Source organism: Methylosinus trichosporium OB3b, from assembly GCF_002752655.1.
Taxonomy (GTDB): domain Bacteria; phylum Pseudomonadota; class Alphaproteobacteria; order Rhizobiales; family Beijerinckiaceae; genus Methylosinus; species Methylosinus trichosporium.
This window is the reverse complement of record NZ_CP023738.1, coordinates 1-12,953: the sequence shown is the minus strand read 5'-3', so window position 1 is coordinate 12,953 and position 12,953 is coordinate 1. Positions and strand designations below refer to the sequence as shown.

Genomic DNA, 12,953 nt, shown 5'->3' with positions numbered 1-12,953 from the left:
AATAGGATGTGCAGGGAGAACGCGGGATGCATCTGACGCCGCGCGAAAAAGACAAGCTGCTCGTCGCCGTCGCGGCGATGGTGGCGCGCCGGCGCCTCGAGCGCGGCGCCAAGCTCAACTATCCGGAGGCGATCGCGCTCATCACCGATTTCGTCGTCGAGGGCGCGCGCGACGGACGCTCGGTCGCGCAATTGCGCGCCGAGGGCGCGAATGTGCTGACGCGCGAGCAGGTGATGGAGGGCGTTGCGGAGATGATCGAGGCGGTGCAGGTCGAAGCGACTTTTCCCGACGGCGTGAAGCTCGTCACCGTTCACGAGCCGATCCGATGATCCCCGGCGAGATCATTCCCGCCGACGGCGAGATCCTCCTCAACGAAGGCCGCGCGACGATCACGCTCGAGGTCGCCAACACCGGCGACCGACCGATCCAGGTCGGCTCGCATTATCATTTCGGCGAGACCAACAGCGCGCTGCGCTTCGATCGCGCCTTCGCGCGCGGGATGCGGCTCGATGTTCCCGCGGGCTCGGCGGTGCGCTTCGAGCCCGGCCAGACGCGCATGGTGACGCTCGTTCCCTACGCCGGCGCGCGCGCGGTCTATGGATTCAACGGCGCGGTGATGGGACCTCTGGAGACGCGCGATGGCGAATAGAATCGGACGGCGCGCCTATGCCGGAATGTTCGGGCCGACGGTCGGCGACCGCATCCGTCTCGCCGACACAGAACTCTTCATCGAGATCGAGCGCGACCACACGATCTATGGCGAGGAGGTGAAATTCGGCGGCGGCAAGGTGATCCGCGACGGCATGGGACAGAGCCAGCGCAGCAATGCCGAGGGCGCCGTCGACACCGTCATCACCAACGCCGTCATTCTCGATCATTGGGGAATCGTCAAAGCCGATATCGGCGTCGTCAATGGCCGCATCGCGCGCATCGGCAAGGCCGGCAATCCCGACATTCAACCCGGCGTCGACATCATCATCGGCCCCGGCACGGAGATCATCGCCGGCGAGGGCCGCATCGTCACCGCCGGCGGGATCGACACGCATATACATTTCATCTGCCCGCAGCAATGCGAGGAGGCGCTGGCGAGCGGCGTCACCACCATGCTCGGCGGCGGCACGGGCCCCGCCGAAGGCACGAAGGCGACGACCTGCACGCCCGGTCCCTGGCATATGAAGCGCATGATGCAGGCGGCGGAAGGATTGCCGGTCAATCTCGGCTTCTTCGGCAAGGGCAACGCCAGCGAGCCGCGCGCGCTCGTCGAGATGATCGAGGCCGGCGCCATCGGCCTCAAGCTGCATGAGGATTGGGGCTCGAGCCCGGCGGCGATCGACTGCGCGCTCACGGTCGCCGACGAGCATGATGTGCAGGTCACGCTGCACAGCGACACGCTCAACGAGAGCGGCTTCGTCGAGACGACGATCGCCGCCTTCAAGGGCCGCACCATTCACGCCTTCCATACGGAAGGCGCCGGCGGCGGCCATGCGCCGGACATCATCAAGGTGGCGGGCGAAGCCAATGTGCTGCCCTCCTCCACCAATCCGACGCGCCCTTACACGGTCAACACGCTCGACGAGCATCTCGACATGCTGCTCGTCTGCCATCATCTCGATCCGAAGATTCCCGAGGACATCGCCTTCGCCGAGAGCCGCATTCGCAAGGAGACGATCGCGGCCGAGGATATTCTCCACGATCTCGGCGCGCTGTCGATGTATTCCTCCGACAGCCAGGCGATGGGGCGCGTCGGCGAGGTGATTATTCGCTGCTGGCAGACCGCCGACAAGATGCGCCGACAGCGCGGAAGGCTCGCCGGCGACGGCGCCGGCAATGACAATTTTCGCGCGCGGCGCTATGTGGCCAAATATACGATCAATCCTGCGATCGCGCATGGAATCGCCGATCTCGTCGGCTCGATCGCGCCCGGCAAGCTCGCCGATCTCGTCATATGGTCGCCCGCCTTCTTCGGCGTGAAGCCAGAGCTGATTTTGAAAGGCGGCGCCATCGCCATGGCGGCGATGGGCGATCCCAACGCCAGCATTCCGACGCCGCAGCCGGTGCTTTATCGGCCGATGTTCGCGGGCTTCGGCCGCAGCCTCACGCAGAGCAGCGTCACCTTCGTCAGCCGTGCAGCGCGCGAATCCTGCATCGCGCAGAAATACGGCCTCACGCGTCCGCTGCATGTGGTCGCCAACACGCGCGGCGGAATCTCGAAGCGCAGCATGATCCTCAATGACGCGACGCCGAAGATCGAGGTCGACGCGCAGACCTATGAGGTGCGCGCCGACGGCGAGCTGCTCACTTGCGAGCCCGCCGCCGTTCTGCCGATGGCGCAACGTTACTTCCTGTTCTGAAGGAGACATGATGCGAGCGTCGCGAGCGCTTCCCGCAGGAAGCTGGGACAAAACCCGCGAGCGCGGAACGGCGACGCTCGACTGGGACGAGCGCCATCGCCGGCGCCGCAGCCTGACGAGCGATCAGGGCGAGCCTTTTCTGCTCGATCTCGCAGAAGCGGCGCGGCTCGCCGATGGCGACGGGCTCGCGCTCGACGATGGTTCGGTGATCCGCGTTGTCGCGAGACCCGAGCCGGTGCTGGAAATTCGCGCCGGCGCCGCGGGCCTGCCGCGGCTCGCCTATCATCTCGGCAATCGTCATCTCGCCATTCAGATTTTTTCCGACCGCCTCGTCATTCGCGACGACTCCGTCATTGCCGCTATGGTCGAAGGATTGGGCGGAGAGGCGCTGCGGCGCGAGGCGCCGTTCGATCCCGAGCCCGGCGCCTATGGCGGTCACGGACATCGCGATCATCACGACGATCACGCGCACGACCATGCGCATCATCACGCCGATGGACATCGTCATGGATGAAGCGCGCGACTGGCTGCTGCCGCTCCTCGCCTTCACCTCGCCGTCCTATCCGATCGGCGCTTTCGCCTTCAGCCATGGGCTCGAATGGGCGATCGAGGCGGGCGAGGTGCGCAGCCGCACGGATCTCGAAGCCTATGTCGGCGCTACGCTCGAGCATGGCGGCGGCTGGTGCGACCTCGTCTTTCTCGCTTCCTCCTGGCGGGCGGCGCGCGCGGGCGATCTCGAAGCGCTGAACGAGATCGCCGATCTTTGCGCCGCCTGGCGCGGCAGCGCGGAGATGGCGCTGGAGTCCAGTCATCAGGGCGCGGCTTTCGTGCGCGCGACGCTCGCCGCATGGCCGAGCGCCGCGCTCGCCGCGCTGGCGCAGCGGCGCGACGGCGCGATCGCTCATCCGGTCGCGCTCGGCGCCGCGGCGAAGGAGGCGCCGCTCGACGCCGCGCTCATCGCCTATGCGCAGGCATTCGCCGCCAATCTCGTTTCGGCCGGCGTGCGCCTCGTTCCGCTCGGGCAGACCGACGGGCTGCGGGCGCTCGCCGCTCTCGCGCCGACGATTTTGAGGGCCGCCAAAGCGGCCGAAACAACGGCGCTCGACGAATTGTCGACCTCCGCCCTGCGCATCGACATGGCGTCGATGCGCCATGAAACGCAATATACGAGGCTATTCCGCTCATGAGCATTCGCGTCCCACGCCAGCGCCGTCATCGCGACCGAAGCGAAGCGATCCAATGTCGCAGCGCGCCGCGCCTGACGATCGCCACGACGATCTTCTTTTTCTTCGCCATGCCGGCGCATGCGCATATCGGCGCCGGCGCGACCCATGGCTTCGCCTTCGGCTTCGAGCATCCCTTCGGCGGCCTCGATCATCTCGCCGCGATCATCGCGGTCGGCTGGCTCGGCGCGCGAATGCGCGGGACGTGGCGGCTCGCGGCGCCCCTCGCCTTCGTGACCTCGATGACTCTGGGGGCGACGCTCGGGGAGCTCGACGTTCCGCCGAACCTTCTGCAGGCGCTGACGTTCAATTCGGCGATCCTGCTCGGCGTCATGCTGACGACGCGGCTCGGCGCCAATGCGCTGATCAGCTTGTTCCTCGTCGGCGCGTTCGGCGTGATGCACGGTCTCGCGCATGGAGCGGAAGCGCCGCAGGGCGCGGAGGGCGTCGCCTTCCTCTGCGGCCTCGTCGCGGCGACGACGCTCGGCCATGCGCTCGGCTTCCTCGCCGCCCTGGCGGCCGGGCGCTTTGGTCGCTCGCCTCTCATGAGCAGGATGGTTCGATGACTTCTCCTCATGGACCTCTGCGCGTCGGCGTCGGCGGCCCTGTCGGCTCCGGCAAGACGGCGTTGATGGATCGGCTGTGCAAGACGCTGCGCGAAAATTATCGCCTCGCCGCTATCACCAATGACATCTACACGAAAGAGGACGCCGAATTCCTGACGCGCTCCGGCGCGCTCGCGCCCGAGCGCATCGTCGGCGTCGAGACCGGCGGCTGTCCGCATACGGCGATCCGCGAGGACGCCTCCGCCAATCTCGCCGCGGTCGCCGATCTCAATCGCAGATTTCCCGATCTCGACCTCATTCTGATCGAAAGCGGCGGCGACAATCTCGCCGCCACCTTCAGCCCGGAACTCGCCGACATCACGCTCTATGTGATCGACGTCTCTGCCGGCGACAAGATCCCGCGCAAGGGCGGGCCCGGCATCACGCGTTCCGACCTTTTGATCATCAACAAGATCGACCTCGCGCCGATGGTCGGCGCCTCGCTCGAGGTGATGGATCGCGACGCGCGCCGCATGCGCGGAGAGCGGCCTTTCGTCTTCGCCAGCCTGAAGAGCGATCTCGGCCTCGATCGGATCGCCGCTTTCATCGAGAATGCGGGCGGCCTTTATCCGCGATAGGGAGGTCGCCCGGCGCATCGGCGGTGGGATGTCGAAGCGCAGCCGATATGTTGACGGCCGTAAAAAGTCGAACAAAGCGCCGCTAATTCAGCCATATGCGCACGCCATTGAAGATCCTGCGCGCATGGACGCGAAAGCGAGAGCGCTCTGAGTTAGGATTTTGTTAACCCTATTGTTCTTGCCAGCCCGAGAGAATCGCACATAATGGCGCTAAATTCGCGGGAAAGGCCTTCCTGGCGCTATTTGACGACACCGGGCAAGAACACATGCTTCCGACATTCGAATTCGACGACAAGATCCTGGCGCAAGGCGCCGAGATCTCGCGGAAGCTCAACCAACTCCGTTTGGAGAAATTTCCTCCAAACGCCAAGAAGACCCTGCGTCAATTCTCGATGGCCGAGGTGGCGCATTATTTGGGCGTAAGTCCGAACAATCTGAAGCGACTTCACCTCGAGAAGAAAGGTCCCGAGCCCACAATCGCTGCAGGGGGCCGTCGATTCTATCGCGCTGAGCAGATGATCGAGCTCAGGCAATATTTGGACAAGAACGGTCGTTCTGACGCCAAGAAATACGTGCCGCATCGAAAAGTCGGAGAGAAGCTGCAGGTTATCGCGGTCGTGAATTTCAAAGGTGGATCCGGCAAGACCACGACGGCCGCGCATCTTGGTCAACATCTGGCTTTGACCGGGCATCGGACGCTGGTCATCGACTTGGATCCGCAGGCGTCTCTCTCCGCCCTGCATGGGTTCCAGCCAGAAATCGACCGCAACCCGTCACTTTACGACGCCATTCGTTATGATGAGGACAGGACGTCGATCCATGACGTCATTCTGGCGACGAACTTTCCGTCTCTCGACATCATTCCCGCCAATCTGGAACTGCAGGAATATGAATATACCACGCCGCTCGCGATGCAGGGTTCGAAGGAGGGCAAGCGGTTTTTCGCCCGGCTCGGGAACGCGCTCGAGGCGGTGGACGATCGGTATGATGTCGTTATCATCGACTGCCCTCCCCAGCTCGGATATCTGACTCTGACCGCGCTCGCCGCCGCAACATCCGTATTGATCACGGTGCATCCGCAAATGTTGGACCTGATGTCGATGAGTCAGTTCCTGCTCATGCTCGGCAATATCACCAGGACCATCAAACAGGTCGGGGCTCGCGTGCAGATGGACTGGTTGCGATACCTCATCACGCGATACGAGCCGACGGATGTGCCTCAAGCTCAAATGCTGGGGTTCATGCAATCCATGTTGGCCGAGGAAATTCTGAAAAGCCCGATGCTCAAGTCGACGGCGATCTCCGACGCCGGTCTTACGAAGCAGACATTGTATGAGGTCGACAGAGCGAACTTCAACCGCGACACCTATGATCGAGCGATCGAATGCATGGACGCCGTGAATTTTGAAATCCAAGGCCTCATTCACCAGGCGTGGGGGAGGTCGTGACGTTGACGGCCGTCAAATCAGCAAGAACACGGTTTGCTTTCAATCAACTAGATCAATGAGGAGGATGAGTCGTGGCTCGAAAAAACCCATTCGCCAACCTCATGGATCAAGGTGGCGTCGACGAAAAGACCCCTGCCCTCGATTATGCGCTGAAAGGCGCCTCTCGTTCGATTTTAAGCTCTATCGACGAGTTGGCTGCCCGAGCGGACAAGCTCATGGAAGGCGAGACCGTCGTCGATCTCGACCCCGACAGCATCGACGTGTCGTTTGTTCGTGATCGACTCGACGAGGATGATCGAGAATTCGACGAGCTCCTGGCGGCTATTCGCGATCACGGGCAGGATTCGCCGATCCTGGTTCGTCCGCATCCTTCTCGGCCTGGGCGATACATGATCGTATTCGGCCATAGGCGCGCACACGTCGCGAAGCTGCTCGAGCGAAAAGTTCGGGCCGTTATCAAGGAACTCGGGGACCGGGAACACGTCGTCGCTCAAGGGCAGGAGAACTCGGCCAGAGCAAACCTGTCCTTCATCGAGAAGGCGCTGTTCGCCGCAAAGCTCTCGCGGCTGCATTACGACGAGGACAACGCCACGATCCTCACCGCTCTTGCTATCGACCGAACGACACTTTCCAAAATGCTCTCGGTTGCGAGCTTGCCCCAGAAAGTCCTCGAGGCGATTGGGCCGGCAAAGGGGGTAGGTCGGGATCGTTGGTATGAACTCAAGGCGCTTCTCGAAAGGCCCGGTACGATCGATGGCGTGCAAGCAGTCATCGAGGACGCGGGTTTCTCCGGCCTTTCCAGTGATGAGAGATTCAACGCGATCGTGGCGCGGCTCAAATCCAAAAAATCGACGAACCGCGCAAGAAGCGGACAGCAGTCGAAGTGGGCGTCCGAAGATGGAGTGCTGGCTGCTGAAATGAAGGCCGAGGGTAAGCGCTATACGGTGTCGCTAAAAGCGAAAGGTCCTGACGCGAAAGCGTTCGGAGAATATCTGTCAGAACGATTGGCCGATATGTATCGAGCGTTCAGGCAGGAAAAGACAAACGTCGATCACGGAGATTGAACCGCAAAAGAAAAAGGCCCCCGAAACGTAACGCCTCGGAAGCCCTTCTCAAAGTTCGCACCTAAGAGAATCACACTTCCGCGAATCGCTGTCAAGAGTCGGCGCCGTTTCGGCGAGCGAATTTCTTTTGCCCGAACGAGGCAAAGGATCATGCAGACACGTCCAACGACGCCCTTCGGGCGGCGGTCGCTGTCGCTCGCCATGGTGGCGAGCCAGACCGCGACCGAGGAGTTCGCGGCGAAACCGGGCGCATCCGAAACCGTCGTGCACAAATGGCGATTGTTTCGGGCGCTCACCGAAGCCAAAGAGCCGCTCGGCGTCACCGAGCGCGCGCTATCCGTATTGCACGCGCTGTTGAGCTTCCATCAGGAGACCGCCCTCGCTTTGGCGGGGAATAATGCGAGGCGTGAGGAGGCGAGCGGAGCCGCCGGCGGCATCGTCGTGTTTCCCTCGAACAAGGAGCTATCGATCCGCGCCCATGGCATGGCGCCGGCGACGCTGCGGCGGCACCTCGCCTGCCTCGTCGACGCCGGACTGATCATCCGCCGTGACTCTCCGAACGGCAAACGCTTCGCCAGAAAAGGGCAGGGGGGAGCCATAGAGGACGCGTTCGGCTTCGATCTCGCGCCGCTCGTGGCGCGCTCGAGCGAAATCGAGAACCTCGCCGAGGAGATGCGGGCCGAAAACCGTGCGATCGCGCTGCTGCGCGAGAAGATCACGCTCACCCGCCGCGACATCGCAAAAATGATCGAAACCGCTTTGGAGGAGGGCGTCTCGGGCGACTGGGACGGCGCACATGAACGCTACGCGACGCTCTCGGGGCGCTATGGTCGGAGGCTTTCCCGCGCCGATCTGGAGGCCCTGGCCGGCGAGCTGACCGCGCTAGCGGCCGAAATCCACAAGTCGCTGGAAACGCACATAAAAGCTCAGAATATGAGCGGCAATGAGTCTCAAACTGAGCGCCACATACAGAATCAAACCACAAACTCTTCTGATCTTGAACCTAGCCTTCGAAAAGGCAGGGCCGATCCGTCCGGGCCAAATCTCGAAAAGGGTAGGAAACCGATCGAACATGGCGCTGAAACGTCCTCGGATCGTTCGCGAACCGTCGATCCCAAACCAGCGCTTCGCGCCTATCCGCTCGGCATGGTGCTGGAGGCTTGTCCAGACATCGTCGATTATGCTCCGAGCGGCGAAATTGCCTCCTGGCGAGACTTGGCGGCTGCGGCGGCGATCGTGCGCTCGGCTCTCGGCGTTTCGCCAGACGCTTGGGCGCAGGCCGTGGACGTCTTGGGCGAGCATGACGCTTCGATCGTCATCGCCGCCATCCTGCAACGCGGCGAGGAGATCAAGAGTGCTGGCGGCTATCTCCGTGTCCTGACCGAAAAGGCGAGGGCAGGGGAGTTCTCGCTCGGGCCCGTGTTGATGGCGCTGTTGCGCGGCAAGGCTGCGAAAGCGGCGCGCGAGCGTAAGAAAACGGGGTGACGTGGGGATGGGTTTTCACGAGCCTCGGCCGTCCGCTCGATCACAGCGTTTCGGCGGCGAGCAATCGGAGCTTTTCGGCGCGGTCGAGCAGGCTTTTGACGGAGGAGGGCGCCCAGCGCGTTCCGCCGCGCGGCGTGCGCTCATACATCGCCTCGAGCTGCGCGCCGATTTGCGCGAGCGTCAGATCGGGATTGGCCCGCTTGATCCCGGCGACGAGCGTGACGAGTCGTTCGCTGCTGACTTTTCGGCTGGCGGCCTGATGGAGGAGGCGGGGCTCGATCAAACCCTCGGCGACGAAGCATTTGACCGCGCGCTTCAGGCGCTCGGCGGTCCATTGGGGCAGGGGAGCGCCATTGGCGCCATCGCGCTTGGCGTTCAGAACGCGCACGACATCTTGCCAGCGGTGATCCGGGCGCATTTGCCGGACGACCGGCAGCCAATGTTCGGCCGTTCGATTGACGCGCGCGAAATAATTCGCCGCCTTGGCGTCGACGATGCGCTGGATGGCGTCGCGGTCGCCGGCGCGGAGCTTTGGATTGCCGCCGATGCGGCCGCGCTTTTTGGCGGCGCGCAGGCCGTCCTTGGTGCGCTCCCGGATCAGGGCGCGCTCCAGCTCGGCCACGGCGCCCAGAACCTGCAGGGCGAAACGGCCTTGCGGGGTCGTCGTGTCGATCGGATCGGCGAGTGATTTGAAATGTGCGCCCTTGGCGTCGAGCTCGGCGATCACGGCCAGGAGATGCGACAGCGAACGGGCCAATCGGTCGAGCCGCACGACGACCAGCACGTCGCCGCGGCGCACCCGCGCCAGCGCCTTGGCCAGTTCCGGCCGCGAGGCCTTGGCGCCAGACATGTGCTCACGAAATATCTCGACGCAGCCGGCCGCCTTCAGCACATCGGTCTGCGCGTCCGTGACCTGATCCTCGGTCGAGACGCGGGCATAGCCGATCAGGGGCATGGGTCAGGGGACTGGTTTCGAGATGAGCGAAGGAGGCGTCTTCACGACGAAACCCAGTCGGGAGGCAACTCGTCGCCGGGATCTGGCGCGCGGTCGGGCGCTTGCCGAAGAATTTCCGACAAACCGGAGCCGCTCGCGTTCCCAGCGCGGCGCTTCAGGAACTCGGCCGTCGTTTCTACGACGCCGATTTTCTGGGCAACGGCCGTCGCGATCCATTGATTCAACGAAACGCCGTCCTGTTTCGCAAGTCTGGCAGCCTCCTTCTTGAGGGAGGTGGGCAGCTTCAGGGGATAAGTCGCTTTGCTCATTTTCCGATCCTTTCCAGCAAGGCGCCTGGCGTCAAAACCGGAATCCCGAATTTTGGGACCGCTTGGTGGAAGTCGCGCACATTGTGCGTCACGATACCGTCGGCCCTTCCATTCAGCGCGACTTCCAAGACCATTTCGTCGGCCGGGTCCGACAATTGTGGTCGCCAGCTGAAATGCTGCTCGATGGGTTCACACAGCGCCGCCAGCTCTTTGAGAGCTTTCGCGACCGTGCTCGGATCGAGCCCATGGACCTCCCGCTGTTCCGGTCTCTGCAGAACGTCCTCGTATTCGAGGAACAGCGCCGTCGAGACGAGCGGGACGAGGCGTCTTTTGGCCACGAGGTTCAAAATTACGAAACTCGCGCCACGCGAGCTGCGGAACGCCGAGACGATGACCGAGGTGTCGAGAACGAGGCGCTTCATGGCTTTATATAATACATCCCATAGGATGTGTCACTGGGCGAAATTCCAAAATTGGAAATCATTATAAATCGGTCGTTTGAAAACGCATCCGAAGGCTGAAGTTCCGCGCCGCGACATAGAGGTGAGCAGGAGAAAGGCCCGAAAAACAGCCCTTTTCGTCGATTTGCGGGCAGAAGCCCGCCTCCAGAGCCGTCCCGAGGCTTGCTTTCGGCGGCCGCGGCGCTCCATTTCGATCCCGTTGGACGAAGGGAAAAAAGTATCTTCTATGACTCAAGCTAAATTCGATATAAATTGAAAATCGCCTTGATTCGTGCAGGATTAAAATGGGATTAGATCTTCCCGCCTCTGTTTCATACGAGCGCCTGCAAGCGCCCTTCGAGAGCGCGTCGGACGCCCTCGCGCGTTTCGACGAACGGCTTCGCTCCAGTCCCGTCGCCGAGGCGTTCGCTCTCCGCGCGCATTTCAACGACGCCTGCGCCGCCTTGTGGCGCGCGGGCGAGTTCGTGCAACTCGAAGACCTCGTGCTTCATGACGCCGGAATGGACGTGCGCACGCCGACGCACGAGCTCGTACGGGCCCACGCCGTTCTGCTCACGCGTCGTCGCATAGCCGATCGCGAACCGGCCTGGGCGTTGACGACCGAGGGCCTCGCCAATCTACGTGGCGCAGGGAGACCGCATGATGCGGTGTCCGAGCCAACCATTGGTTCGGGCGCCATGGACGAAGTGGCGGATGGAGAGCTGGATGATGAGGACGGTGAGACGATCATTACAGGAGAATTCGCTGAAATCGACGAATTGCTGGCGCGAACGTCACGCCCGATAGAGCGAATCCAGCCGGCTCCGCTGAAGCGGGACGACTCTGGTTTGGTCTACGACGAAGATTGGGATGACGAGGCGCGCGTCGCGGAATGGCGCCAGCGTCTGGGCGGAACCCAGAACCTTCCGCCCTTGATGGCCGCAAGCATCGCGCTCGATGCCTGGGAGGAGATCGAGCCGTTACAGCGAAGCGCTTGGCTCGGTCCCTTGCTCGCCGCGGCCTTGCTCCGTTCCCGTGGAAAGACGCGGCACTGTCTCACAGCGCTGCATTCGGGATTTCGACAGGCCAAATATCGCCGAGTCGGCCGGGATGATTTTGAATCTCGACTGATCGCGTTCGCGTGTGCGATCGAAACGATGGCGAAGGCGGACTCGAAGGAACTCGACAGATTGACGCTTGCGCGCGAGCTCCTACTCAGAAAATGCAAAGGCCGAAGAACGAATTCGAGGATGCCGCAGCTCGTCGATTTGTGTCTCGCTTCGCCGGTCGTCACCGTCCCTCTTGCCGCTAAGGAACTTCGGGTCTCTCAACAAGCCGCCACCCAGATGATCGACGAACTCTCGTCGAACCTTCGCGAGCTGACTGGACGCGGTCGATACAGGGCGTGGGCTGTCATGTGATGAATGGAGCGCGCGTGGCGTCCGAAGTTCTGGCGCAACCGCATGCGCCGCCACCCTCCTATCGAATCACAACGCGCCAGTTGCCCTTTCCAAGGTCCGTCGTTGTAATTCTCTCGCCGAGAAACATCTCGATGATCGCGATATTGGTCAACATATGTGGCGACGGCGCGCAGGTGACGAAAGCGCCGCCCGCGCCGAGCGCCAGGGGCAGAAGCAGCTGATCGGCGAGATGGGGCCCGACCGGATGGTCGCCGAGAAGATATGATCTGACCTGCGTGGCGCATTCCTCGGCGATCACCTCGGCGCTCGCGCCGAGGCGACCGAAAGCGATGCAGACCTCCGTCACATGCTCGTACGCGAGCGTCGCCACGAGAATATTGCCCGGACCTTTGGCGCGTCGCTCGGTGATCGGCCGCACGACGTCCTGCGGCCAATCCAAGAGCGTGCATAGAGTCTCTGCCTCCCGGCGGGCGATCGATATGTCGAGATTGGCGACGACCGCTTCGCCCTTTCGCCCGATCAGCGAGCCGCGTGTCATCATGTCGAGCGGATGCATCTGCGTCGACACGCCGATTTCGACGATGATCTCGCCGCCGCCCGCGGGGTAGAATCCGGGGCGCGTCAATGCGGCCGCGATGTCATAGCCCGCGCGTCGAAGCTGCGGCAGGAAGGCGCGATCGATAAATTCGAAAGGCGGCGCAGCGAGATTATTGGTGCCGCCGCGAATCGTCACGCGCGACGGTTCGCCTGCGAGCGTCAGCGGAACGAGCACAGTCTGAAGCAAGAGACTGGTCGAGCCCGCCGAACCTATGTCGAAAACAAACTCGCCGGCGCGCACGGCGCCGGGCTCGAAGGCGAGGCGTGTCGACCCCACCTCATCGCCTGTCGCTTTCGCGCCGCAAATGTCCTTTGCCGCCTTCACCGCGGAGAGATGCTGGCGCATCAAGCCCGGCTTCGGGCGACCGGCGCGAATCCTGTCGATGACGAAAGGCCTCCCCGTCGCCATCGACAGGCTCAAAGCGGAGCGCAGGATCTGCCCGCCGCCCTCGCCGAGGGCGCCATCGATCATGATCAT

Annotated in this window: 15 protein-coding genes; 11 read left to right on the top strand and 4 right to left on the bottom strand. The window is 62.9% G+C overall.

Going from position 1 to position 12,953, the window contains the following annotated elements; genetic code table 11:
• Positions 1–26: 26 nt before the first annotated feature.
• The 10 genes from CQW49_RS21410 to repC all read left to right on the top strand — a co-directional run bounded on the left by CQW49_RS21410 (position 27) and on the right by repC (position 8,754).
• A complete protein-coding gene (locus CQW49_RS21410; RefSeq protein ID WP_003612707.1) occupies positions 27–329 on the top strand; it encodes an urease subunit gamma in 303 nt (100 codons plus the stop codon).
• Complete coding sequence (locus CQW49_RS21405; protein WP_003612706.1) at positions 326–649, top strand: urease subunit beta; 324 nt, start codon at positions 326–328, stop codon at positions 647–649. The genes CQW49_RS21410 and CQW49_RS21405 overlap by 4 nt, the downstream gene beginning before the upstream one ends.
• A complete protein-coding gene (ureC, locus tag CQW49_RS21400; RefSeq protein WP_003612704.1) occupies positions 639–2,351 on the top strand; it encodes an urease subunit alpha in 1,713 nt (570 codons plus the stop codon). The genes CQW49_RS21405 and ureC overlap by 11 nt, the downstream gene beginning before the upstream one ends.
• 7 nt (positions 2,352–2,358) lie before the next feature.
• Positions 2,359–2,865, top strand: a complete 507-nt coding sequence (locus CQW49_RS21395; RefSeq protein ID WP_040567833.1) for an urease accessory protein UreE — start codon at positions 2,359–2,361, stop codon at positions 2,863–2,865.
• Entirely contained in the window at positions 2,828–3,538 is a 711-nt protein-coding gene (locus tag CQW49_RS21390; protein WP_003612700.1) for an urease accessory protein UreF, read from the top strand. The genes CQW49_RS21395 and CQW49_RS21390 overlap by 38 nt, the downstream gene beginning before the upstream one ends.
• Entirely contained in the window at positions 3,535–4,140 is a 606-nt protein-coding gene (locus CQW49_RS21385; RefSeq protein WP_003612699.1) for a HupE/UreJ family protein, read from the top strand. Before CQW49_RS21390 ends, CQW49_RS21385 begins: the two co-directional genes overlap by 4 nt.
• Positions 4,137–4,757 (top strand): urease accessory protein UreG, encoded by a 621-nt coding sequence (gene ureG, locus CQW49_RS21380; protein WP_003612698.1) that lies wholly within the window; start codon positions 4,137–4,139, stop codon positions 4,755–4,757. The genes CQW49_RS21385 and ureG overlap by 4 nt, the downstream gene beginning before the upstream one ends.
• A 266-nt stretch (positions 4,758–5,023) precedes the next feature.
• Positions 5,024–6,205 (top strand): plasmid partitioning protein RepA, encoded by a 1,182-nt coding sequence (repA, locus tag CQW49_RS21375; RefSeq protein WP_003612697.1) that lies wholly within the window; start codon positions 5,024–5,026, stop codon positions 6,203–6,205.
• Between the two features lie 71 nt (positions 6,206–6,276).
• Positions 6,277–7,269, top strand: coding sequence for a plasmid partitioning protein RepB (gene repB / locus CQW49_RS21370; RefSeq protein WP_003612696.1), 993 nt, complete (start codon positions 6,277–6,279; stop codon positions 7,267–7,269).
• A gap of 150 nt (positions 7,270–7,419) precedes the next feature.
• Positions 7,420–8,754: a plasmid replication protein RepC gene (gene repC / locus CQW49_RS21365; protein WP_040567834.1), complete on the top strand. Its 1,335-nt coding sequence runs from the start codon at positions 7,420–7,422 to the stop codon at positions 8,752–8,754.
• 40 nt (positions 8,755–8,794) lie between these two features.
• On the opposite strand, the gene CQW49_RS21360 is transcribed toward repC, so the two are convergent.
• Genes CQW49_RS21360 through CQW49_RS21350 form a run of 3 tightly spaced genes read right to left on the bottom strand, consistent with a single transcriptional unit; the run spans position 8,795 to position 10,439 of the window.
• Complete coding sequence (locus tag CQW49_RS21360) at positions 8,795–9,709, bottom strand: recombinase family protein (protein WP_024750051.1); 915 nt, start codon at positions 9,707–9,709, stop codon at positions 8,795–8,797.
• Positions 9,710–9,750: 41 nt separating this feature from the next.
• Positions 9,751–10,017 (bottom strand): toxin-antitoxin system HicB family antitoxin, encoded by a 267-nt coding sequence (locus CQW49_RS21355; protein ID WP_003615534.1) that lies wholly within the window; start codon positions 10,015–10,017, stop codon positions 9,751–9,753.
• Positions 10,014–10,439 carry a putative toxin-antitoxin system toxin component, PIN family gene (locus CQW49_RS21350; protein ID WP_003615532.1) on the bottom strand — a complete coding sequence of 142 codons (426 nt, stop codon included), beginning with the start codon at positions 10,437–10,439 and terminating at the stop codon, positions 10,014–10,016. The genes CQW49_RS21355 and CQW49_RS21350 overlap by 4 nt, the downstream gene beginning before the upstream one ends.
• Positions 10,440–10,762: 323 nt before the next feature.
• On the opposite strand from CQW49_RS21350, the gene CQW49_RS21340 reads away from it, so the two are divergent.
• A complete protein-coding gene (locus CQW49_RS21340; protein WP_003615530.1) occupies positions 10,763–11,878 on the top strand; it encodes an RHE_PE00001 family protein in 1,116 nt (371 codons plus the stop codon).
• A gap of 58 nt (positions 11,879–11,936) precedes the next feature.
• On the opposite strand, the gene rtcA is transcribed toward CQW49_RS21340, so the two are convergent.
• Positions 11,937–12,947 carry an RNA 3'-terminal phosphate cyclase gene (gene rtcA / locus CQW49_RS21335; RefSeq protein WP_202962495.1) on the bottom strand — a complete coding sequence of 337 codons (1,011 nt, stop codon included), beginning with the start codon at positions 12,945–12,947 and terminating at the stop codon, positions 11,937–11,939.
• Positions 12,948–12,953 lie beyond the last annotated feature (6 nt).

Coding starts and splice junctions, on each gene's coding strand:
- CQW49_RS21410 (WP_003612707.1), top strand. CDS start 27: ATGCATCTGACGCCGCGCGAAAAAGACAAGCTGCTCGTCGCCGTCGCG.
- CQW49_RS21405 (WP_003612706.1), top strand. CDS start 326: ATGATCCCCGGCGAGATCATTCCCGCCGACGGCGAGATCCTCCTCAAC.
- ureC (WP_003612704.1), top strand. CDS start 639: ATGGCGAATAGAATCGGACGGCGCGCCTATGCCGGAATGTTCGGGCCG.
- CQW49_RS21395 (WP_040567833.1), top strand. CDS start 2,359: ATGATGCGAGCGTCGCGAGCGCTTCCCGCAGGAAGCTGGGACAAAACC.
- CQW49_RS21390 (WP_003612700.1), top strand. CDS start 2,828: ATGCGCATCATCACGCCGATGGACATCGTCATGGATGAAGCGCGCGAC.
- CQW49_RS21385 (WP_003612699.1), top strand. CDS start 3,535: ATGAGCATTCGCGTCCCACGCCAGCGCCGTCATCGCGACCGAAGCGAA.
- ureG (WP_003612698.1), top strand. CDS start 4,137: ATGACTTCTCCTCATGGACCTCTGCGCGTCGGCGTCGGCGGCCCTGTC.
- repA (WP_003612697.1), top strand. CDS start 5,024: ATGCTTCCGACATTCGAATTCGACGACAAGATCCTGGCGCAAGGCGCC.
- repC (WP_040567834.1), top strand. CDS start 7,420: ATGCAGACACGTCCAACGACGCCCTTCGGGCGGCGGTCGCTGTCGCTC.
- CQW49_RS21360 (WP_024750051.1), bottom strand. CDS start 9,709: ATGCCCCTGATCGGCTATGCCCGCGTCTCGACCGAGGATCAGGTCACG.
- CQW49_RS21355 (WP_003615534.1), bottom strand. CDS start 10,017: ATGAGCAAAGCGACTTATCCCCTGAAGCTGCCCACCTCCCTCAAGAAG.
- CQW49_RS21350 (WP_003615532.1), bottom strand. CDS start 10,439: ATGAAGCGCCTCGTTCTCGACACCTCGGTCATCGTCTCGGCGTTCCGC.
- CQW49_RS21340 (WP_003615530.1), top strand. CDS start 10,763: ATGGGATTAGATCTTCCCGCCTCTGTTTCATACGAGCGCCTGCAAGCG.
- rtcA (WP_202962495.1), bottom strand. CDS start 12,947: ATGATCGATGGCGCCCTCGGCGAGGGCGGCGGGCAGATCCTGCGCTCC.